21 protein-coding genes are annotated in these 19,308 nt (G+C 62.9%); 10 read left to right on the top strand and 11 right to left on the bottom strand.

The features are described 5' to 3' along the window. The first annotated feature begins 104 nt into the window (after positions 1–104). On the top strand, positions 105–842 hold the full coding sequence (locus NKI05_RS02770) for a tellurite resistance TerB family protein (protein ID WP_023671935.1): 738 nt from the start codon (positions 105–107) through the stop codon (positions 840–842). Positions 843–1,199: 357 nt separating this feature from the next. After that, positions 1,200–1,961, top strand: a complete 762-nt coding sequence (locus tag NKI05_RS02765) for an SDR family oxidoreductase (protein ID WP_023683264.1) — start codon at positions 1,200–1,202, stop codon at positions 1,959–1,961. Positions 1,962–1,973: 12 nt separating this feature from the next. Here NKI05_RS02765 and NKI05_RS02760 read toward each other — a convergent pair whose 3' ends face one another. Further along, on the bottom strand, positions 1,974–3,158 hold the full coding sequence (locus NKI05_RS02760) for a pyridoxal phosphate-dependent aminotransferase (protein ID WP_023707642.1): 1,185 nt from the start codon (positions 3,156–3,158) through the stop codon (positions 1,974–1,976). 83 nt (positions 3,159–3,241) lie between these two features. On the opposite strand from NKI05_RS02760, the gene NKI05_RS02755 reads away from it, so the two are divergent. The 4 genes from NKI05_RS02755 to denD are packed head-to-tail and all read left to right on the top strand — an operon-like array spanning position 3,242 to position 6,175. Next, positions 3,242–3,928 carry a GNAT family N-acetyltransferase gene (locus NKI05_RS02755; protein ID WP_023701049.1) on the top strand — a complete coding sequence of 229 codons (687 nt, stop codon included), beginning with the start codon at positions 3,242–3,244 and terminating at the stop codon, positions 3,926–3,928. A 15-nt stretch (positions 3,929–3,943) separates the two neighbouring features. Next, a complete protein-coding gene (locus tag NKI05_RS02750; protein ID WP_023814608.1) occupies positions 3,944–4,915 on the top strand; it encodes a cation diffusion facilitator family transporter in 972 nt (323 codons plus the stop codon). Positions 4,916–4,973: 58 nt separating this feature from the next. Next, a complete protein-coding gene (locus NKI05_RS02745) occupies positions 4,974–5,180 on the top strand; it encodes a hypothetical protein (RefSeq protein WP_023686390.1) in 207 nt (68 codons plus the stop codon). Between the two features lie 11 nt (positions 5,181–5,191). Next, positions 5,192–6,175 carry a D-erythronate dehydrogenase gene (gene denD, locus NKI05_RS02740; RefSeq protein WP_023710956.1) on the top strand — a complete coding sequence of 328 codons (984 nt, stop codon included), beginning with the start codon at positions 5,192–5,194 and terminating at the stop codon, positions 6,173–6,175. A 10-nt stretch (positions 6,176–6,185) separates the two neighbouring features. Here the strand turns inward: denD and NKI05_RS02735 are convergent, their stop codons facing one another. The 4 genes from NKI05_RS02735 to NKI05_RS02720 all read right to left on the bottom strand — a co-directional run bounded on the left by NKI05_RS02735 (position 6,186) and on the right by NKI05_RS02720 (position 10,226). Then, positions 6,186–7,358: a nickel/cobalt transporter gene (locus NKI05_RS02735; protein WP_502898752.1), complete on the bottom strand. Its 1,173-nt coding sequence runs from the start codon at positions 7,356–7,358 to the stop codon at positions 6,186–6,188. A gap of 8 nt (positions 7,359–7,366) precedes the next feature. Then, complete coding sequence (locus NKI05_RS02730) at positions 7,367–8,035, bottom strand: DUF1007 family protein (RefSeq protein WP_023671926.1); 669 nt, start codon at positions 8,033–8,035, stop codon at positions 7,367–7,369. Positions 8,036–8,124: 89 nt separating this feature from the next. Then, entirely contained in the window at positions 8,125–9,024 is a 900-nt protein-coding gene (locus tag NKI05_RS02725; protein WP_023814606.1) for a LysR family transcriptional regulator, read from the bottom strand. A 2-nt stretch (positions 9,025–9,026) separates the two neighbouring features. Continuing rightward, a complete protein-coding gene (locus NKI05_RS02720; protein ID WP_023740970.1) occupies positions 9,027–10,226 on the bottom strand; it encodes an amidase in 1,200 nt (399 codons plus the stop codon). Between the two features lie 539 nt (positions 10,227–10,765). Here NKI05_RS02720 and odc2 point away from each other — a divergent pair. After that, positions 10,766–11,899 (top strand): ornithine/lysine decarboxylase, encoded by a 1,134-nt coding sequence (gene odc2 / locus NKI05_RS02715; RefSeq protein ID WP_023671923.1) that lies wholly within the window; start codon positions 10,766–10,768, stop codon positions 11,897–11,899. 144 nt (positions 11,900–12,043) lie between these two features. Continuing rightward, a complete protein-coding gene (locus NKI05_RS02710) occupies positions 12,044–12,586 on the top strand; it encodes a GNAT family N-acetyltransferase (protein ID WP_023814605.1) in 543 nt (180 codons plus the stop codon). Between the two features lie 69 nt (positions 12,587–12,655). Here NKI05_RS02710 and NKI05_RS02705 read toward each other — a convergent pair whose 3' ends face one another. The 4 genes from NKI05_RS02705 to NKI05_RS02690 all read right to left on the bottom strand — a co-directional run bounded on the left by NKI05_RS02705 (position 12,656) and on the right by NKI05_RS02690 (position 14,714). After that, the gene (locus tag NKI05_RS02705; RefSeq protein WP_023714024.1) at positions 12,656–12,940 is read right to left on the bottom strand and encodes an SCP2 sterol-binding domain-containing protein; all 285 of its coding nucleotides are present in this window, start codon (positions 12,938–12,940) and stop codon (positions 12,656–12,658) included. A 194-nt stretch (positions 12,941–13,134) separates the two neighbouring features. Next, positions 13,135–13,683: a hypothetical protein gene (locus NKI05_RS02700; RefSeq protein ID WP_023714023.1), complete on the bottom strand. Its 549-nt coding sequence runs from the start codon at positions 13,681–13,683 to the stop codon at positions 13,135–13,137. Positions 13,684–13,711: 28 nt separating this feature from the next. After that, positions 13,712–14,128: a hypothetical protein gene (locus NKI05_RS02695; protein ID WP_023671919.1), complete on the bottom strand. Its 417-nt coding sequence runs from the start codon at positions 14,126–14,128 to the stop codon at positions 13,712–13,714. Positions 14,129–14,141: 13 nt separating this feature from the next. Beyond that, a complete protein-coding gene (locus NKI05_RS02690; RefSeq protein ID WP_023686383.1) occupies positions 14,142–14,714 on the bottom strand; it encodes a rod-binding protein in 573 nt (190 codons plus the stop codon). A gap of 281 nt (positions 14,715–14,995) precedes the next feature. Here NKI05_RS02690 and NKI05_RS02685 point away from each other — a divergent pair, with 281 nt between their 5' ends. Continuing rightward, positions 14,996–16,246, top strand: coding sequence for a glycosyltransferase family 4 protein (locus NKI05_RS02685; protein WP_081727269.1), 1,251 nt, complete (start codon positions 14,996–14,998; stop codon positions 16,244–16,246). Here NKI05_RS02685 and NKI05_RS02680 read toward each other — a convergent pair. After that, complete coding sequence (locus NKI05_RS02680) at positions 16,188–17,270, bottom strand: glycosyltransferase (RefSeq protein WP_023814603.1); 1,083 nt, start codon at positions 17,268–17,270, stop codon at positions 16,188–16,190. The two genes, NKI05_RS02685 and NKI05_RS02680, sit on opposite strands and share 59 nt — an antisense overlap. A 237-nt stretch (positions 17,271–17,507) precedes the next feature. On the opposite strand from NKI05_RS02680, the gene NKI05_RS02675 reads away from it, so the two are divergent. Further along, on the top strand, positions 17,508–18,848 hold the full coding sequence (locus tag NKI05_RS02675; protein ID WP_023814602.1) for a glycosyltransferase: 1,341 nt from the start codon (positions 17,508–17,510) through the stop codon (positions 18,846–18,848). A gap of 82 nt (positions 18,849–18,930) precedes the next feature. Here the strand turns inward: NKI05_RS02675 and NKI05_RS02670 are convergent, their stop codons facing one another. After that, positions 18,931–19,278, bottom strand: coding sequence for a hypothetical protein (locus NKI05_RS02670; RefSeq protein ID WP_198028933.1), 348 nt, complete (start codon positions 19,276–19,278; stop codon positions 18,931–18,933). Positions 19,279–19,308 lie beyond the last annotated feature (30 nt).

Genomic DNA, 19,308 nt, shown 5'->3' with positions numbered 1-19,308 from the left:
GCAAAGCGCCGGTCCGTCATTGTAATGTCAACAATCGGGACCTACGTCTGCAACGTCCAAAACCTGCCCGTCCACGTTGGCGCGGGCCCTTTTCTGGAGGCACCATGTTCGACCCCAAGAAGCTTCTCGACGATCTGCTCGGCTCGCAAGTTCCCGGCACAACCGGCACCGTTCGCGACAAGGCCGGGCAGGCTGTGCAGATGGCCAAGGACAATCCGCTGGCCGCCGGTGCGCTGGCCGCGGTGCTGCTTGGAACCGGCACGGGACGGCAGGTCACCGGCACGGCCGTGAAGCTCGGCGGACTGGCTGCGATCGGCGGTCTCGCCTACAAGGCCTACCAGAATTACAAGGCCGGCAATGCACCCGAGCAGGCGCCGGCGGCCGGCCAGCCGGAATTGCTGCCGCCGCCCGCCGACACCGGCTTTCATCCTTCACAGGCGCCACAGGGGGAGGACGAGTTCACGCTGACCCTGGTGCGGGCGATGATCTCGGCGGCCAAGGCCGATGGCCATGTCGATGACGCGGAACGCCAAAAGATCGCCGGCAAGCTCAGTCTGGCCGGCATCGGCACGGAAGCGGAAAAGTTTCTGATGGCCGAGCTGGACAGCCCGCTCGACCTCGATACGCTGGTCGCAGGCGCCAAGACCGATGAGCAGAGGCTCGAGCTCTACACGGCGTCCCGACTGACGATCGACCCCGATACGCGCGCCGAACGCGGCTATCTCGACCTGCTCGCCGGCCGGCTCGGCCTGCCGGATGCGCTCGTCGATCATGTCGAGGCGACGGTGTCGGCGGCCAAGGTGCCGGTTCCGTCAGGCACGGCGCCGAACCCGCGCTGGTAGACAACGCAGCCGCGCGCCTGGGGCAGGGGCGCCGAGGCCGGAAAAAATGCGTTAACGTCTCGTTTACCGAGGAAGCGCATGATTTTAGTCAGTCGGATCGGCTTTTCCTCCTCCCAAGCCCGGTTCAGATCAGGGGGCGGTCGCCAATGACCGCCCTTTTTGTCGGACCGATCACATAAAGCGCGTGGCGCTTCATGTTTTTGTCCTGATGCATGTCGTTCTCTCAGAACCGGGGCCACTTTTGAGCGACATACATTAGTGTCCGGCTTGCCATGATCGCCCTCATTTGCGATGGGTCGGTGCATTCGGATGCACCCCGATCTGTGCCGGGGATGCGCGGCGCGCAGGAGCAAAATCATGACAGTCCTCACAGAGAAAACCGCCATTGTTACCGGCGCCGGCACCGGCATCGGCAAGAGCGTCGCCACGGCGCTGCTCAAGGCGGGCTGGAACACGGTGTTTTGCGGCCGCCGCAAAGCGGTGCTCGATGCCGCCATTACCGAGGCCGGGAAAACGGACGCCAAGGCGCTGGCGGTTGCCTGCGACATCAGCAAGGCCGGCGAAGTCGATGACCTGTTCGAGACGGTGGCCGCAGCCTTCGGCCGCGTCGACCTGCTCTTCAACAATGCCGGCATGAGCTACAAGTCGACGCCGATCGACGAGATCCCGGTCGAGGTCTGGAACGATATTGTCGGCGTCAATCTCACCGGATCGTTCCTATGCGCCCGCGCCGCCTTCGGCGTCATGCGCAAGCAAAAGCCAATGGGCGGCCGCATCATCAACAATGGCTCTGTGTCGGCCTATGCGCCACGGCCGGGCTCGGTGCCCTACACCGCGACCAAGCACGCCATATCGGGGCTGACCAAGACGCTGGCGCTCGACGGCCGGCCCTATGACATCGCCTGCGGCCAGATCGACATAGGCAACGCGCTGACCGATATGGCGCACGCAATGACGGTCGGCGTGCCGCAGGCCAATGGCACCATCGCCGCCGAAGCGGTGATGGACGTCCAGCGCGTCGCCGACGCCGTCGTCCACATGGCCAGCCTGCCGCTCGATGCCAATGTGCTGTTCATGACGGTGATGGCGACCAAGATGCCGTTCGTGGGGCGTGGGTGAAGAGCCGAAGGCCTACCTCTTCAAAAACGACTCGATCCGCTCCAGCGCGCGCAAGATGTTCTCTTCGGAATTGGCGTAGGAGAGCCTGATGTAGCCTTCGCCGAGAATGCCGAAATCGGGGCCGCCGATCAGCGCCACGCCGGCCTCCTCGAGCAGTGCCGAGGCGAGCTTCTTGGCCTTCCAGCCGGTCTTCGAAACATTCGGGAAGGCATAGAATGCGCCCTTGGGCGTGATGCAGGAGACGCCGGGCAGCGCGTTCAGCCCCTCGACCACGATCTTCCTGCGGTTGTCGAAGGCGCGCATCATCTTGTCGACATCGTCCTGGGGGCCGTCGATGGCGGAGATGCCGGCGAACTGGCTCGGCGCGTTGACGCAGGACCAGCAATTGACCGCCAGCTTGCGCACCTTGTCGTAGAGATGCGCGCCCTTGTCGCCATTCGGCCAGATCGACCAGCCCATGCGCCAGCCGGTCATCGCCCATGTCTTCGACCAGCCGTTGAGCACGATCAGCCGGTCGCGAATTTCCGGAAAATTGAGCAGCGAAAAATGCGTCTCGCCGTCATAGGTCATGACGTCGTAGATTTCGTCGGAGAGGATAGCGACCTGCGGATGCGCTTGCAGTCCCTTCACCAGCTTCTCGATCTCGGCGCGCGGCGTGACGCCGCCGGTCGGGTTGGCCGGTGAGTTGAGGATCAGGAGCCTCGTCTTCGACGTGATCAGCGCCAGCGTCTCTTCTGCCGAGAAGGCAAAGCCGTTCTCCTCGCGGATCGGCACCGGAATGGGCGCGGCGCCGGTGAACTCGATCATCGAGCGGTAGATCGGAAAGCCTGGGTCTGGATAGAGGATCTCGGCGCCGGGTTCGCCGAACATCAAGATGGCCGCGAACATGGTCGGCTTGCCGCCGGGCAGGATCATCACATTTTCCGGCGAGACCTCGACGCCGGTGGTGGCCAGCGTGCGCCGCACCACCGCTTCGCGCGTCGCCAGCAGGCCGTTGGCCGGGGTGTAGCCATGGTGACCGTCGCGCAGCGCCTTGATCGCTGCGTCGACAATGTGCTGCGGCGTTTTGAAGTCGGGCTGGCCGATGCCGAGATTGACGATGTCGCGGCCCTGTTGAGCCAGTGCAGTGGCGCGCGCCAGCACGGCAAAGGCGTTTTCCTCGCCGAGGCGGTCGAAGGCCGAAATCGTGTGGAGCATTTTTCCCGTCCGTGTGGTTCTTGCTGTTAGGTCGCGTTTTTGTGAGCGTCTGCTCACAAAAGTCAAACGGATTGGAGTTTTGCGTGTCGGAAAATCTCAAAGATTGGCAAGCGCGTCCGCGGCCCGAGCGCAAGCCCATTGACGGCCGCTATGTCCGGCTCGAACCGCTGAGCGCCGAAAAGCACGGCGATGGGTTGTACGAGGCGTCGTCCGTGCCCGACATCGATGGACGCTTTGCCTGGCTGCCCGACTACCCGCCGCAAACCCGCGCCGATTTCCAGCCATGGCTGGATAAGGTCGAGGCGAGCGAGGATCCGCTGTTCTTCACCGTCATCGACAAGGCCAGCGGCAAGGTCGCCGGGCGACAGACGCTGATGCGCATCGATCCCACCTATGGCGTCATCGAGATCGGCAACATCTATTGGGGGCCGCTGATCTCGCGCAAGCCGGCAGCGACCGAGGCGCAGTTCCTGTTCATGAAGTATATTTTCGACGGGCTCGGCTATCGCCGCTACGAGTGGAAATGCAACAACCGCAACGAGCCGTCAAAGCGCGCGGCGGAACGGTTCGGCTTCAAGTTCGAGGGCATTTTCCGCCAGCATCTTGTGGTCAAGGGTGAAAACCGCGATACCGCATGGTACTCGATCATCGACAAGGAATGGCCGGCGCTGCGCAAAGCCTATGAGGCATGGCTCGATCCCGCCAATTTCGATGGCGAAGGCCGGCAGAAGCGGCGGCTCGAGGATTTCCGCGCCGAGTTCGGCGCGTAACAGGAGTTTTTTCCGATGGCGCACAGCCATGATCATGGTTCGCATGCTGGGCATGGCGCCGGCCACGTGCATGGCTCGACCGACAAGAAGCGTGTGCTGATCGCAGCCTGCCTGACCGCCGGCTTCATGGTGGCCGAAGTGCTTGGCGGCCTTTTGACGGGATCACTGGCGCTGCTGGCCGACGCCGGCCACATGCTCGCCGATTCGATCGCGCTCGGCCTTGCCTGGTATGCCTTCCATCTTGGCGGACGGCCGGCGACCGTGCGCCTCACCTATGGCTTCGGCCGGGTCAAGACGCTGGTCGCCTACACCAACGGCATCGCCATCTTCGCCATTGCGCTGTGGATCGTCTACGAAGCCTGGGGCCGGCTGATGACGCCGGCGCCGGTGCTGGGCGGGCCGATGCTGGTGGTGGCGATCATAGGGCTCCTGGTCAACATCGCCTCGTTCTTCGTGCTGCATGGCGGCGACCGCGACAGTCTCAACATGCGCGGCGCCATCCTGCATGTGCTGGGCGACCTGCTCGGCTCGGCGGCGGCGATCGTGGCGGCGCTGGTCATTCTGGCGACCGGCTGGACGCCGATCGACCCGATTCTGTCGGTGCTGGTCTCCGTGCTGATCTTGTCCACCGCGTGGTCGCTGATGCGCGAAGCCGCTCATGTGCTTCTCGAAGGCGTGCCGGCAAGCCTCGACCGCGACCTCATCGCCAAGGACATTGCCGGCACCGTCAAGGGCGTGCGCGAGGTGCACCATATGCATGTCTGGTCGCTGGACGGCTCCAGCAACATGGCGACGCTGCATGCCTGCCTCAACGATGGCGTCGATCCGCACCAGGCGGTCAGCGCCATCAAGAAGCGGCTCGCCGCCGAACACGGCATCAGCCACGCGACGGTCGAACCGGAATTCGGCCAGTGCGCCGACAGCCATGACGAGCACGATCATGACCACGACCATGGTGCGCCACCGCATCACGGCCATTATCACTGACAGGGAATTTCATGGCATTGGCATCCGAGTTGACGAGTTCCCGCTGTGGCGGGACGGCATGATGGATCGCGACACGCGAAACGCGCTGATTGCCGCAGCCTGGATCATGCTGCTGTTCGGCATCGCGGCGTTCTATCTGCCGACCGTGATGCTGGCCGTCGGCAATGTCTCGACCGTACTTGCCGGCATCGTCGGCATCGCCTTCGTGCTGGCATTCTTTCTGGTGTTCTGGTTGCGGGGTCGCAGCCAGAACAAGGGCAAATAAGAGGCTTTGAAATGCGCATCCTGATTACTGGCGCCGCCGGCATGGTCGGCCGCAAACTTGTCGACCGGCTGGCCAAGGACGGCACGCTCAACGGCCGCAAGATCACCGGGCTCGACCTGCACGACATCGTGCCGCCGCAGGCGCCGGCGATGGACGGCGTCAGCATCGCCACGCATACCGGCGACCTTGCCGACGCCGGTGCTGCCGAGAGCCTGGTCGCCTCACGCCCCGACGTCATGTTCCATCTCGCCGGCATCGTGTCGGGTGAGGCGGAAGCCAATTTCGATCTCGGCTACCGCGTCAATCTCGACGGCACACGGGCGCTGTTCGACGCCGTGCGGCTGGCGGGCTTTTCGCCGCGTCTGGTCTTCACCTCGTCGATCGCGGTGTTCGGCGCGCCGTTCCCGGATGTCATCCCGGACGACTTTCATCCGACGCCGCTGACCTCCTACGGCACGCAGAAGCAGATGAGCGAAGCGCTGCTGGCCGACTATTCCAGGCGCGGCTTCTTCGACGGCATCGGCATAAGGCTGCCGACCATCTGCGTGCGGCCCGGCAAGCCGAACAAGGCGGCGTCAGGTTTCTTCTCCGGCATCATCCGCGAGCCGCTGAGCGGCCACGAGGCGATCCTGCCGGTGCCGCGCTCGGTGCTGCACACCCATGCCAGCCCGCGCTCTGCGGTCGGTTTCCTGATCCATGCCGCCGGGCTCGACGGTGCCGCTGTCGGGCCGCGCCGCAACCTCACCATGCCCGGCGTTGCCGTCACCGTCGGCGAGCAGATCGAGGCGCTGGAGCGCACTGCAGGCGCCGAGGTGGCGAGCCTGATCCGTGAGGAGCCCGACGAAACGATCTGGGCGATCGTCAAGGGTTGGCCGACGCGCTTCGAGGCGCGCCGTGCAAGGGACCTCGGCTTCAGCGCCGAAAACAGTTTCGATGAAATCATCCGCGCTCATATCGAGGATGAGCTGGGCGGAATGATCGCGGGTCAGGCCTGACCCGCCGAGGTCACACAGCTCCGGACAGGCTCGCCGACAACAGCAACAGCCCGAACAGGAAGACGAAGGCGGCGCCGCCGATTTCGACGACTGTGTGGATGCGGTTGCCCATGCGGCCGTCGCCGGCGAAATAGACCGCCCAGTTCTTGGCTGTCACCGCGATCGTCGCCAGCGCCGAGACTGTGATGGCGGTGCCGATCGACATCGCCAGCACCGAGAGCAGGCCGCCGAGCCACAGGCCGTTGAGCAAAGCGAAGCTCAGCACAATCAGCGCGCCGGAGCAGGGGCGGATGCCGACGGCGGCTACAGCCGACCAGGCCGTGCGCCAGTCGAAGCGGTCGCCCGACAGCAGCGCCGGATCGGGCGCATGTGAGTGGCCGCACGTATCACAGACCTCGCCGGCTGGGTGATCGTGAGCGGCGTGATCGTGATGAGCGTGGTCGTGATGGGAATGATCGTGCGTGTCGTGGTCGTGCGCAGCGTGATCGTGATGATCATGCGAATGGTCGTGATGCACATGCAAGGCATGCGAATGCGCATGCGCCGCGTGGCTGTGAGCGGCATGCGAATGGCCGCCATGGGAATGACCGGCGTGGGCTGCCGACAGGCTGTAGGCGGGCGCCCTGCCGAACCAGCGCTGGACCGTGGGCCTAAGCTTGCGCCACAGCAGCCAGGCGCCGAACAGAGTGACGAAGACATAGCTCATGATCTCCATGAACCAGGCTGCGTCGGTCATCGAGATCGCGGTGCCGCGCAGGACGAAATAGGCAAGCAGCATCACCAGGATCGCGGTCAGGCCCTGCAGCAGCGCCGAGACGAAGGACAGCAGGATACCGCGCCTGAGCGCCACTTCATTGGCCACCATGTAGGACGAGATCACCGCCTTGCCGTGGCCGGGGCCGGCGGCGTGGAAAATGCCGTAGGCGAAGGACAGGCCGATCAGCAGCCACATCTTGCTGCCGTCCTCGCGCATTGCTTTCATCGCCGTGGCCAGTGCGCGGTAGAATTCCTGCTGGCGCAGATTGATCCACATCAGGATGTGGGCGAACGGGCCGGTGGTGGGCGCCATGCCGTCATTGACGCCGATGCCGAGTGAGCTCTGGGCATGGGCCTGCCCGAGAAAGTGCGTCATCAGCAGGGCAGCGGCCACGAGGCCGAATGCCAAACGCAGGGACGGTTTCATCACCGGATCTATCCTTCTGGCGGGCAATTCAGTTCGAGCTTGGTGGCGAAGATCTTGCTCATGTCGGTGCCTGTCGGGTCGTTGAAGAACGCGTCCGTCAGGGTCTTCTGGTTTTCCTTGATCGCCTCGTCTGGATCAGGCCGGATGACGCTCTTGGTGCAGTTCGAGGGCAGGCCTTCCACCGTGATGTTGCTATCCTCGGTGAAGTCGATCGCTGTGTAGAAGGTTGGATCGTAGACGCCGAAATCGATCTTGCCGGCGAGCTTGATCGGCACCTTGGGTTCGGATTCGAACAGGATGATCAACTGGTCGTTGTCGAAATTGGCCATCAGATGCGGTGGCGGCGTCATAGGCACGTCCTTGCCGTCGACGGTGACGAGCTGGAAATAGTTGAATTCGGCCAGCGAGGCATGAACTGTGTCGGCGACATCCTTCAGCTCCTTGTCGTCAAGCTTCAGGTCGGAGTTCTTGTCGAACTCCATCATCACCGTACTCGAAAACAGATCATCGAAACGCCAGAGGTGACGCAGCGCTTTCACACTTTGGTGATCCGGCGAGAGGATCACGTCGAGGCGGGCCTCGGCGAAGACATGAGGATGCGCTCCAGCCGCTCCGACGGAGGCAAAAGTCGTCGCCAGGGCCGAAGCCAGCATGATTGCGTGCCGTTTCAGATGCATTCTCGGTCGCTGTTCCATCGGCCTCGGAGAGATTTCGAGAGGTTACCAGAAACGGGGCGAAATTGGGACCGCGGCACGGCAGGACCGGCTCAAGCGCTCTCGCGGTTCTTGAACCATTGCACCAGGAAATCGACGAAGACACGGACCTTGGCCGGCAGATAGCGACGGTGCGGGTAGACGGCGAAAATGCCGCTGCCCGACTGGATGCGGTCGTCGAGCAAGGACACCAGCAGCCCGGATGCGAGGTCGGGCGCGGCGATGAAATCCGGCAGGATGGTGAAGCCCAGACCGGACACGGCGGCGGCTCGCGCGGCCATCGGGCTGTTGACCTCGATCGGACCCGATACGTTGACACTGACTGACTCCTCGCCATCGCCCCTGAAGCGCCAGTTGGCGAGCGAGCGGCCATTGGTGTCGACGATGCAGGGCAAGTTGGCGAGATCCTGCGGGCGCGTCGGCTTGCCGTGCTTGGCGATCAGCTCCGGCGAGGCGCAAAGCTTGATCGAAAACGGCCCCAGGCGGCGGGCGATCAGCGATGAGTTCTCCAGGCGCGAGATGCGCACGGCAAGATCGAAACCTTCCTCGACCAGATCGACAAAACGGTCGTCGAGATGGATGTCGAGCACGATGTCGGGATGCTGTTTGGCGAAGTCGATGAGCGACAGGCCTATCGGCGCGTCGGCGAAGGTGCGCGCCGCGGAGAGCTTGATCCTGCCGCGCACGTCGCCGGAGGATTCGCGCACGGCGTCGGCTAGGCTGTCGACCTCGCGCACGATTTCCGAAGCGCGGCTGTAATAGGTATGGCCAGCCTCAGTCAACGAGAACTGCCGCGTGGTGCGGTTGAGCAGCAGCGCGCCGAGTTCGTCCTCGAGTTCGCGCACATATTTCGACAGCAGCGCCTTGGAGCGACCGATCTTGCGCGCGGCCGCCGAAAAGCCTTCGGCCTCGACGACGTCGATGAAGGCGCGCATGCGGGTCAGTGTATCCATCATCAGGCCTTTCGTGCCGCATCGAGAATTCGCCGGCCGAGCCGTATCAGGGCAATGTCGCTGCCGGGAGGGCCGAGCAGCGAGAGGCCGAAAGGGGCACCGTCAACCGAGCCCAGCGGCAGGGTGATTTGCGGAAAGCCTGACAGACCCGAAAGGCACAAAAGATGCAAGGCCCTTTCGCGGTAGGCCTGGAGCTGCTGCGGCTCGCTTTTGACCAGAGGTGCGGGGCCTGGAACGGTGGGCAGGACAAGAAACCCGTCCTGGCCGAGCAGCGCGGCTAGCTCGGAGCGGAACGTCAGGCGGCGCACCGCCTCGGCCCGCGCGGTCTTTTCGTCGATCGTGCGGCCAAAACCAAAGCGCTCCTCGACGCCCGGCCCGAGATCGCGCTCGCCAGAAATGATCCAGGCGCCATGCTGCTGCCAGGCCTCGGCGGCCTGGAGGCGGCGAAAGCACCAGTAGAGCTCGTCGGGGAAGGAGGCGAAGCTGTACTCTTCCGGCGCCGGCTCACCGATAAGACTGGCGGCCAGCGCTCTCATCCTGGCATATTCGGCTGCCTCAGCGGGGCCGGCCACGAAAGCGTCCAGCCAGCGGATCGAAAGCGGCCGGGTGAGCGGATACGGATGCGGGTCGCGGCCGAGCAGCAATTTGCCAATCGTCTCATAGGTCTCGATGTCGTCGGCGAACCAGCCGAATGTGTCGAAGCTCGGCGCCAGCTTCATCGTGCCTTCGAGCGAAATGCGGCCATGCGTGGTGCGCAGCCCGATCAATCCGCAAAAGCTCGCCGGGGCGCGGATCGAGCCGCCGGTGTCCGAGCCGGTAGCGATATCGGCAAGCTTGCCGGCCACCGCCGCCGCCGAGCCTGACGAGGAACCGCCGGTGACGCGATCGGGAGCGGCCGGGTTCACCGGAAACGGAAAATGCGCGTTCTGGCCCATCAGCGAGAAAGCGAACTCGTCGGTCTGCGTCTTGCCGATGAAGCGCGCGCCGGCGTCGAGAATCATCTGCACGGCCGGTGCCGTGCTGGACGCGGCATGCGCCTCGTCGAACTTCACCGGATTGCCGCAACCGGTGCGGTAGCCGGCGACGTCGTAAATGTCCTTTACCGCCAGCCTGAGCCCGGCCAGCGGCCCCAGTTCCGCATTGGCGACCGGCATGCGGCGCAGGTCAAGAAAGGCGTTGAGCGGGCCGTGCGTGCCTGGCATCGTTCGATATCCGTATACAGTAGGCCCAGCATTGTTCGATGCCGGAAATTTTACAACCTGGGATACGATTTTTATTGATTGTGAAATCTTTCGATCTTATATCGCGCTTGCCCAAAGTCGCACGTGCCTGTGGGTGTCCGCCGATCCTCGAATGGTGAGGGAAATCGGTAAGGTAACTGGAGCTAACCCCTCCAGTCGGTCTAGCGGCCAACCGCCAGCCCGAGGACACCTTGAAGCAACGACGGTGCGGGCCTTTCTGGTGTTCTGCCGGTCGTCCAAAGACCGGGGTTACTGAAGAGGCACACCTTCATTGCCGGCAGTGCGGACGGGTCTCCCATCCAAGCCAAGGCAGACAAAGCGAACCGAGGCCGGGCAAGGCCAAGGTTCACCGCCGCGAGACGGCGTTTCATGGTTCCGGGGTCTCCACCGGCTGGTTCCATGAATTTCCGTCCCGCCTTTGTTTGACCGCGCGTCGCGAGGCCGAGAGCCCGCGTCCGCAGCCTTATTGCGCGCCGCAAGGCGTTAATGGAGAGACCCCGATGGCCACTCAGCGCATCCTCGACTTCCTCGCCACCCGACGTCCGTCCGGCCCCTGCCTCGTCGTCGACCTCGATGTCGTGCGCGACAATTTTCGCGCCTTCGAAAAGGCGCTGCCCGATTCCCGGATCTACTATGCGGTGAAAGCAAATCCGGCGCCGGAAATCCTGCGCCTGCTTGCTGCGATGGGCTCATCCTTCGACACCGCTTCCGTTGCCGAGGTCGAGATGGCGATGGACGCCGGTGCGCCGGCGGACCGTATCTCCTTCGGCAACACCATCAAGAAGGAGCGTGACATTGCACGCGCCTACCAGCTCGGCATTCGGCTGTTTGCCGTCGATTGCGTCGAGGAAGTCGACAAGATCGCCCGCGTCGCTCCCGGCGCCCGCGTGTTCTGCCGCGTGCTGACCGACGGCGAAGGCGCCGAGTGGCCGCTGTCGCGCAAGTTCGGCTGCGTGCCGGCGATGGCCGTCGACGTGCTGCGCCATGCCAGGACGCTCGGCCTCGACGCCTATGGCGTGTCGTTCCATGTCGGCTCGCAGCAGACCGACCTGACGGCGTGGGACCGTGCGCTGGCCGACGCCAAGAAGGTGTTCGCCACGCTCGCCGATGAAGGCATCGTCCTCAAGATGGTCAATATGGGCGGCGGTTTCCCGACGCGCTATCTGCGTGACGTGCCGGCGGCCCAGGCCTATGGCCAGGCCATCTTCTCGGCGCTGCGCAAGCATTTCGGCAATGCGATCCCTGAGACCATCATCGAGCCGGGTCGCGGCATGGTCGGCAATGCCGGCGTCATCAAGTCGGAAGTCGTGCTGATCTCGAAGAAGGCCGAAAACGACAATGTGCGCTGGGTGTTCCTCGACATCGGCAAGTTCGGCGGTCTGGCCGAGACGATGGACGAGGCGATCCGCTATCCGATCGTCACCCGCCATGACGGTTCGGAGACCGCACCTTGCGTGCTCGCCGGCCCGACCTGCGATTCGGCCGACGTGATGTACGAGAAGACGCCGTATCCGCTGCCTCTGTCGCTGACCATCGGCGACGATGTGCTGATCGAAGGCACCGGCGCCTACACGACCACCTACTCGGCGGTCGCCTTCAACGGCTTCGAGCCTCTCCGATCCTACGTGATCTGACGGCTTCGGCCTTCAGATCACCCCAGGCGGACGTTTGCGTCCGCCCGGGTTCGCCTGTGGAACAAGCTCCGCTCGTGAAGGATCGCGGAAATGGACATTGTAAATTACATTGACGGCATTGGATTCTCCCCCCCCGAGGGGGAGATGGCCGGCGCCATTCCCATCGTCGCCGAAACTGCGGCAGACATTGGATCGCGTGAAGCGTTGCTCGATCGCGCCATGGGGCCGATGCGGCGCAAGAAATCGTCGGAGAAGCTGCGGCGTGGCCGCCGGCCTTCCGAAGGTCTCGCTTTTGTCGTGCGGGATGCCGCCGGCGCGGTTGCCGGCACGGTGCGGCTGTGGGACGTACGTCTGGGCGAGGGCGGCCCGGGAGCACTTCTGCTCGGACCGCTCGCCGTCGATCCGGCGCTGAAGAACGCCGGCATCGGCTCGGCGCTGATGCGCCATGCTTTGGCCGAGGCCGCGCGTCTCGGCCATGCCGCGGTGCTGCTGGTCGGCGATGCGCCTTATTACGGTCGCTTCGGCTTTTCGGCGGAGAAGACCGGCGCGCTAGCCATGCCTGGTCCGTACGAGCGGCACCGCCTGCTCGCGCTGGAACTGATCGATGGTGCGCTCGACGGCGCGCATGGCACGCTGAAGGCTGCAGGTCGCAAGCTCAAGACACAGAGGCTCTCGCTGGCCGCCTGATTGGTCACAAACAAACGCCGCCGGTCCTTTGCATTTCAGCGAGGGCGGCGTTTTGTTTTTGCGAAGGGCTCAGCCGATCAGCTGGCTGAGCGCCATGGCGACCGACATATCGCCTTCGACCTTTATCTTGCCGGACATGAACGCCATGGTCGGATTGAGGTCGCCGGCGATCAGCGAATCCAGATCGTCGAGCGACAGCTTGATGGTGCAGTCGGTCGGCGCATCGGTGTTTGAGACGGTCGCGCCATCGATGACGATGACGCCGTCGGTGCCGGTGTCGAACTTCACGGAATGTTCGAACCCGGCGCTCGCCACGCGCGACCTCATCTTCTCGGCAATGTCCTGAACGCTCATGACTGTTCTCCTGGTCTCGTTGCGTTTTGCCGCGCTTCAGTGACCGGCCTCCGCCGAAGTCGCTGTCTCGCGCGTACCGCGATCCTGGTCGCTTGGCGCATATAGCTTCGAGTTGACGTAAACGTCAACGCGCGATGCGTCATCTCGTTTCAGTCGGAAGGAATGCGGCAGAGACATTCACCCTGCGATGAAGGTTAGTGTTCAGCAGCGGACTTCGCTGCCTCGGCCTGGGCCGATTCCGCCGGGGCCGGTTCGGTCGGCGTGGCCGGATCCTTGCGGCGGCGCATGGCGTTGTCGCGGATTTCGTCCTTGGTCAGGAAGTTGACCTGGTCGATCAGCACTTCATGCACCAGGTCGGCGCCGACGCGCGCGTTGACGGTGTCGCGTATGGCCTTGCGGAAGGCATCGAGATCGATGGTTTCCTTCTTGGTGAAGTCGATCTGAGGATTGGAGTAGAGATAGGAATAGACCTGATCGGTCATCAGGGCTTCGGCCGGAATCGACATCTTCTTTATCTCGGCCGGCTCGACCGTGTAGACGAGCTTGGTGAGGAAATAGCCGTCGATCTTGGAATCGCGGATCAGCGGCACCGAGATGATGTCGGTCTTGACGTAGTCGAGGCCACCCAGCATCGGTTTCGGCGTCTCGCCGACGCCGCGCTCACCGGCCGCCTGGAACGAATAGAACACGGCGCCCAGCGTGGCGGCGCAGATCCAGATCGCGGCGGCGATGAATTTGATCACCGGTTGTTCCCGCCTGGTGCCGAGATCATCAGCTCGCCCAACCGAATTCGCCGGCCGAATAGGTGCCGTCGGCTTCGGCGCGCTGAATGGCGTTCTTCAACAGCGTGGCGACTTCGTTGACCGCGTTGAGGTGGGCGAGGATTGCAGCCTCGTTTTTCGCGAGCTTCTGGCGCAGCCGCGCCAGACTGTCGCGATGCTGTTCCAGGAATTCGATCTCGTTGGCGCCCTTCATGGCGCGGGTCAGCTCATAGAGGTAGCGGCTCTTGCGGGCGTTGGAGGCCTTGAGGTCATAGCTGGTGTCGTTCTTCAAACCGGCCGTCTCTTCCTCGACCGCTTCCTCGATGCGGCCGATGATGGCGGCAAGGTTGCCCGGCCGTGCAAACGGGATCGGCGCTTCGGACGTACGCGCCGGCAGGTTGGAAGAGTATTTTGAAAAATCGGCCATTGAAAATCCTGGTCTAGATCTTGATTTCGGTTTTGATGGTCGTCTCGTCGCCGGTCATCGACCGTGCGGCCTTGCGCTGCAATTCCTCGACCAGCGAGGTGGACAGCCGGGTCTGCTGGTCGATCTCGGTCTTGTGCGGCCCGGTTGACACCGGGCCGATCGGCACGGTGCGCTTGCCGTCCTTGTAGTGGTCGGCGAGCAGCGATTTGGCGATGCCGATCCCGCCGCGCTCGGCCATGACGTCGGCGACACGCTCGGCAAGCTGCGATTTCCACATGTCGCCGGCCAGCCCCTTGCCGTAGACGCCCTCGGTGTCCTTGGGCAGCATGTTTTGGATGAAGGTCTGCAAGACCATCGCCTCGAACTTCTTGAACTTGCTGGCGGGATCGGCATTTGCGGCGGCCTTGTCAGCGGTAGCGCGCGACAGGATCGAGCCGGCATCGACCGAAGCAGCCATGTTGACAGAAAAATTACCGCCAACGCCGTTGGCCCGCTTGGCCAGCGCGGCACGGGCAGCCTCGATATGCGCCGGGTCGACGGCTCGGGCAACATCGAGAACGATGTCACTGGGTGGAGAAATCGCCAAGAAAGTCCGCCTCTTTGCCGGGTTTCCTGAGCGACCATGCCGCAACAAGCTTGTGGCAGGCTTGCGAGGGAGAGGGGAGGCGGAATGCTGTCAGCTCGTCTGCTACGAGCCAATAGCGGCCGTCCACACGGGTGGTCTTCAATGACCCCGACGGTGAAGGCCTGCTTACCGAAGCCTGTTCGACGAGGCGGCTATCCCACTTGTAATCCCGGCCCAATCCTTTACCGCACCCGTTGTGCGGTTTATCACCGCCAGAGTGGCGGATTCAGTGAGATCCCAAAGTGAAAAGAAGACGCCTCTTGTTTGTCGGCGGGAGCGGGGATCCTGGCGGTCTTCATATCCATACCGCCGACGTGGCCCACACCGCCGCTTCGCTTGGGTTTCCCGTCAAGATCATTTCAGTCAACACCGACTATTTTTCCGACCTTCTTCCCCCTGAGACAATCGATGTAGAGCTTGTCGAGGGCCTTTCTTATCAAAGGCTCATCGTCAAACCGAGACGGTTCCCGGTCTCAAGATACATCCTTTGGGGGTCTGTGCTGGTCAGGCATCCCGGCCATGACATCATTTTCTGCCGGGGGGCTTTCGCGGAAACGCCTGTCGTCGAGTTGCTCATGGCCAAGGCCGCGGGCCGGCGAATTTACACCATCGAACACAGGCCGCGCGAGGCCGCGTGGCGATCCATGTTTTCGAAGCGCAGATATGGCGCGGTCATGAATGCCTGCGTCCAACGCGCCATCGGCGTGTCGAGCGAATTGTCAGAGATCGCGACGAAAGAGTTTGACATGGCTCCCCATAAGGTCCGTGTCTGTGCCAATTGGGTAGACCCCAACTTCGCACCTCCGACTGCCAATGAAAGGCGCCAAGCGCGCGAACGGCTTGGACTGTCAAACGATGTGCGGACGATCGGCTATGTCGGCCGGTTCGGGCCGGAAAAAAATATCGACGTGCTGATTGATGCTTTCTCGGCTCTTCGCGCGAGTCGGCCCGCCGCCAACGTCGCTCTGATCATCGCCGGGGATGGCTGGTTTCGCTCCGAAGTGGAAAACAAAGTGCGCTCGTCCGGAGCTGCTGACCGGATCAAATTGCTCGGCTGGCAAAACGATCCGCGTGCGATCTACCATGCGCTTGACCTCTTCGTCCTGGCCAGCTCAGTCGAGGGTTTTTCCCTCAGCCTGCTCGAGGCGATGGCCACAGGCCTACCCTGTGTCGCCCATCCCATGGCGAGCGCGCTGGAGCTGATCAAAGACGGCAGTAACGGCTTTGTGTCCGACATATCGACGGCGAGCTTGTTGGGCGAAAAGCTGAAGGAATTTCTGGACGCCGAAGCAGCGACGGTGAGCCGTCTTGGTCAGGCTGCCGCGCAGACCGTGGCGACCAGCTTCTCACGCAGCGCACGCTTGCCCGCAGTCCTTAGGGCACTTGACATCCCGCTCGATGGCTCAGGCCTGCCGCAGCCATTTCCGCGCGTTCTCACCTATCGGAACGCACAAGCCCGATCGCCCGCCGCAGGCTCGAAATCCAGTGCTTGAGCCAGAGGGTTTTCCGGCCTGTCCGCCAGGCGGCCCTGGCACAATTTTTGTCAAAATAGTCGAGCCGGTCTTCCATCAGAGCGTTAAGCGCTGGAGAAAGTCGGTATTGTTTTCGAATGCGCAGCATGAGCGCGAGATGGTGCTTCCACTCCGTGTATTCGTCGTGATGTCGTGATTCTGAATGCGTCTGGTAGCGTTCGCCTTCTGCCGTATCGCGCCCAGTGACGTCATAGGTCGCCAATTGCCGGTCGATATAGACGAAGGGTCCGCGCGTGTTGAGCCGCAGCCAAAGGTCGATGTCCTCGGTGCGGGCGAGGCTTTCATCGAACCCTCCCGCCGCCAGTATCGCGTCGCGCCGAACCATCGTCGAGGAGGTGTGAATCCAAAGGTATCCGGCGATGGTCGTGGTCAGCACGACATCAGAGCGGGCCAGCAGAGAACGGTCCGCCTTGAGTTCCCGGCATGGCAGAAGAGATGCGGTCCGATCATAGGTTTCCCACCACGGCATCATGGTACCGAAGATCATGTCGCAGGCGGTCATGGACGTGTCGGCAAGCTCGTCGACCATGCGATAGTCGCTGCCAATCAGGATCGCGTCGGGCCGGGTGTTGGCCGCCGCAATGAATTGCGCCAGCTTGTCGTCGTCCCACCGATCATCGCTGTCCAGAAACGCGATATACCGTCCGCGCGCCTCGCGAATCGCGGCGTTGCGCGCGCCGGCCGGTCCGCTCGTGCCGGGGTTTCGCAGAATGCGCAGACGTGGCTCGGCCAGAGAGAGCGCAGTGATAGCGGCCAAGGTGTCGTCCGTGCTTCCGTCGTCGACAATGAGCAGCTCCCAGTCCCCGAACGTCTGAGCCGTAACCGAGGCGACCGCCTTCAGCAGATAAGGCAGGCGATTGTAGGTTGGAATGATGACCGTGCAGGCTCGCTCTGACATAAGGGCTCTTGCGTTGAAAGCCGGTGCCACGACGCGCTGTTGCGCCTTGCAGGCCCTGGACAGCAGGTTCACCGGCAGGCTTGTCACTCCTCGCGCCGCTTTGCAAGTCGCAGCGCCTGCCTACGGACCACAGCGCTTTCTCCGCCTGCTGCGAAACCACGTTGCAACGGCGTCGGAAACGGGGGACCGCTCCCAGCGCCATCTTTACGAGACAATCGCCTTTCATGGTGGCGCTTCACAGGGTGGCTGGACGGCAGGGACAAGCGTCGCCTTTACTCGGCAAAGAGCCCGTAAACCTCAGTTCCGCAACCGGGCAAATTCGAAGTGACGCAATCAATCAAAACCCTGATCGTGTCGGAGTATTTTCCCCACCTGCCGGACCAGATGGTCCATGGCGTCTTCCAGAGGCTCCGGCGTCACGCCGATGCGCTGGGTAGTGTCGGTTCCGTCGATTTCGTTTTCATGTGGCCGTTGCACTGGTCCGAAAACGAAGACCGGCAACGTCAATCCGTCGAGGATTTTCGGCGGTCATGGTCTGTTGCCGGGCGGATCATACTGATTTCACCGCCCGCTCTGCCGTCTTGGTTCCGGCGCTGGCCGCGCGATCTTGGCATCCGCGACGTGATCGCCGCGACGCGCGGCGCAGTCAGTTTCACGGAGGGCCGGGTCACGATGCGGTCCAGCCGTATGGCGGAAGTTTCCCGGCTTGAGCGGGCGATCCGCGAATTGAAGCCCGACCTCATCCTGGCGCATCGATTGGCGTCGACAGCGGCTCTGATCCGCACGGTGATGGATTTGCCTCCGGTGCTGGTCGACTTCGATGACCTCGAACATGTCGCCCTTGGCAGGTCTCGCCAGATGGAGCGCTCTCCCGCGAAACGCCTTAAACTGAGCCTGGTGTCCGCGGTCGCGCGCCGGACAGAAAGACTCGTCGCGGGGTTTGCGACGGTGGGCCTCGTGTGTTCCGAGCATGATCGCAAAATCGTCGAAGAGCTTTCGCCGGGCGCCCGCATCGAAGTCGCACCCAATGCTGCCGTGATGACCGGCCGTTCCCCGATGCCTTCCGAGCCAACGGCTCTTTTTGTCGGCTACACCCGATATCCACCGAATGCCGAGGCTATCCTCTGGCTTGTTGGAAAGGTTTTTCCGCTGGTCCGGGCACGGCTGCCGCGAGCGCGGCTCCTCATCGCCGGTGATGGCGGCCGCGAACTTGGAATAGATGACGCCGGCCCAGGGGTAGAGACGCTAGGATTCGTCACGGATCTTTCATCTGCCTATGCGAGGGCAAGGGTTGTTGTCTGTCCGGTCAAGCGTGGCGGCGGCACACGGATCAAGATCATTGAGGCTGCGCTGTACGGCCGACCGGTCGTTTCAACTTCCATCGGAGCGGAAGGGCTCGGTTTCATCGATGGCAAGGAAGTGGTCCTTGCCAATGAGGAAGGGGCCTTTGCCGAAGCGATGGTCGAGTTGATGAGCAGCGATGAAAGGTCGGCCAGCATCGGCGCTGCAGCGGAGGAACGGGCACGCCAACTTTACGGCGCGGAACAGGTGCGATCCAATCTGGCAGCGTTGGCAAGGTCGATGGTCGATCCGGACACTGCGCAGACATCGAAATCCGAACTGGACATCGATGCAACAGTGAACACGCCGATAGCGTACCTATAATCCAACGTGTTTCACGCAGTTGGTCGCGATCCACCATTGCATACCGGAGCCCCTCACAAGGCTCGAAAACTCCGAGGTTTTTTCACCAAAGCGTGAACGCTACATTCTTGTTTTTGTCGCATTCCTTGTTTTCAAAGCGTTTCGACTGTGGGGGCCAAATATAGTGTTTTGCCGGGATTACTTCCGTTCCGAGGGCTGGTGAATGCGCTTCGGGATAGCGATCAGCAACCTGTCGACTTTCGGCGGGCTGCAAAGGGATTGCCTCTCTATCGCCAGGAATATCGTGGCGGCGGGGCATGAGGTTACGATCCTGACCACGGAAATACGCGGGTCGATCGCAGACCCCGGCTGTTCGATCCAGATTGTAGAAGCCAACAATCGCACCAATCCCGGAAGGGATATCGCGCTTGGCGCCGCGCTGAAGGCGCATCGCCAGGGGTTTGACCGGATCATCGGTTTC

The organism is Mesorhizobium sp. M0771 (assembly GCF_040320155.1).
Lineage (GTDB): Bacteria > Pseudomonadota > Alphaproteobacteria > Rhizobiales > Rhizobiaceae > Mesorhizobium.
This window is presented reverse-complemented; position numbering and strand designations above follow the sequence as displayed.

What these genes read in the sequence shown, in the direction of transcription:
- NKI05_RS02735 (WP_502898752.1), bottom strand. Translation starts at nt 7,358, where the DNA reads ATGAAACCGTCCCTGCGTTTGGCATTCGGCCTCGTGGCCGCTGCCCTG.
- NKI05_RS02670 (WP_198028933.1), bottom strand. Translation starts at nt 19,278, where the DNA reads ATGCGCCTTCAGCGCGGCGCCAAGCGCGATATCCCTTCCGGGATTGGT.
- NKI05_RS02760 (WP_023707642.1), bottom strand. Translation starts at nt 3,158, where the DNA reads ATGCTCCACACGATTTCGGCCTTCGACCGCCTCGGCGAGGAAAACGCC.
- NKI05_RS02705 (WP_023714024.1), bottom strand. Translation starts at nt 12,940, where the DNA reads ATGAGCGTTCAGGACATTGCCGAGAAGATGAGGTCGCGCGTGGCGAGC.
- NKI05_RS02730 (WP_023671926.1), bottom strand. Translation starts at nt 8,035, where the DNA reads ATGCATCTGAAACGGCACGCAATCATGCTGGCTTCGGCCCTGGCGACG.
- NKI05_RS02710 (WP_023814605.1), top strand. Translation starts at nt 12,044, where the DNA reads ATGGCCGGCGCCATTCCCATCGTCGCCGAAACTGCGGCAGACATTGGA.
- NKI05_RS02750 (WP_023814608.1), top strand. Translation starts at nt 3,944, where the DNA reads ATGGCGCACAGCCATGATCATGGTTCGCATGCTGGGCATGGCGCCGGC.
- NKI05_RS02765 (WP_023683264.1), top strand. Translation starts at nt 1,200, where the DNA reads ATGACAGTCCTCACAGAGAAAACCGCCATTGTTACCGGCGCCGGCACC.
- NKI05_RS02770 (WP_023671935.1), top strand. Translation starts at nt 105, where the DNA reads ATGTTCGACCCCAAGAAGCTTCTCGACGATCTGCTCGGCTCGCAAGTT.
- NKI05_RS02695 (WP_023671919.1), bottom strand. Translation starts at nt 14,128, where the DNA reads ATGGCCGATTTTTCAAAATACTCTTCCAACCTGCCGGCGCGTACGTCC.
- denD (WP_023710956.1), top strand. Translation starts at nt 5,192, where the DNA reads ATGCGCATCCTGATTACTGGCGCCGCCGGCATGGTCGGCCGCAAACTT.
- odc2 (WP_023671923.1), top strand. Translation starts at nt 10,766, where the DNA reads ATGGCCACTCAGCGCATCCTCGACTTCCTCGCCACCCGACGTCCGTCC.
- NKI05_RS02725 (WP_023814606.1), bottom strand. Translation starts at nt 9,024, where the DNA reads ATGGATACACTGACCCGCATGCGCGCCTTCATCGACGTCGTCGAGGCC.
- NKI05_RS02745 (WP_023686390.1), top strand. Translation starts at nt 4,974, where the DNA reads ATGATGGATCGCGACACGCGAAACGCGCTGATTGCCGCAGCCTGGATC.
- NKI05_RS02720 (WP_023740970.1), bottom strand. Translation starts at nt 10,226, where the DNA reads ATGCCAGGCACGCACGGCCCGCTCAACGCCTTTCTTGACCTGCGCCGC.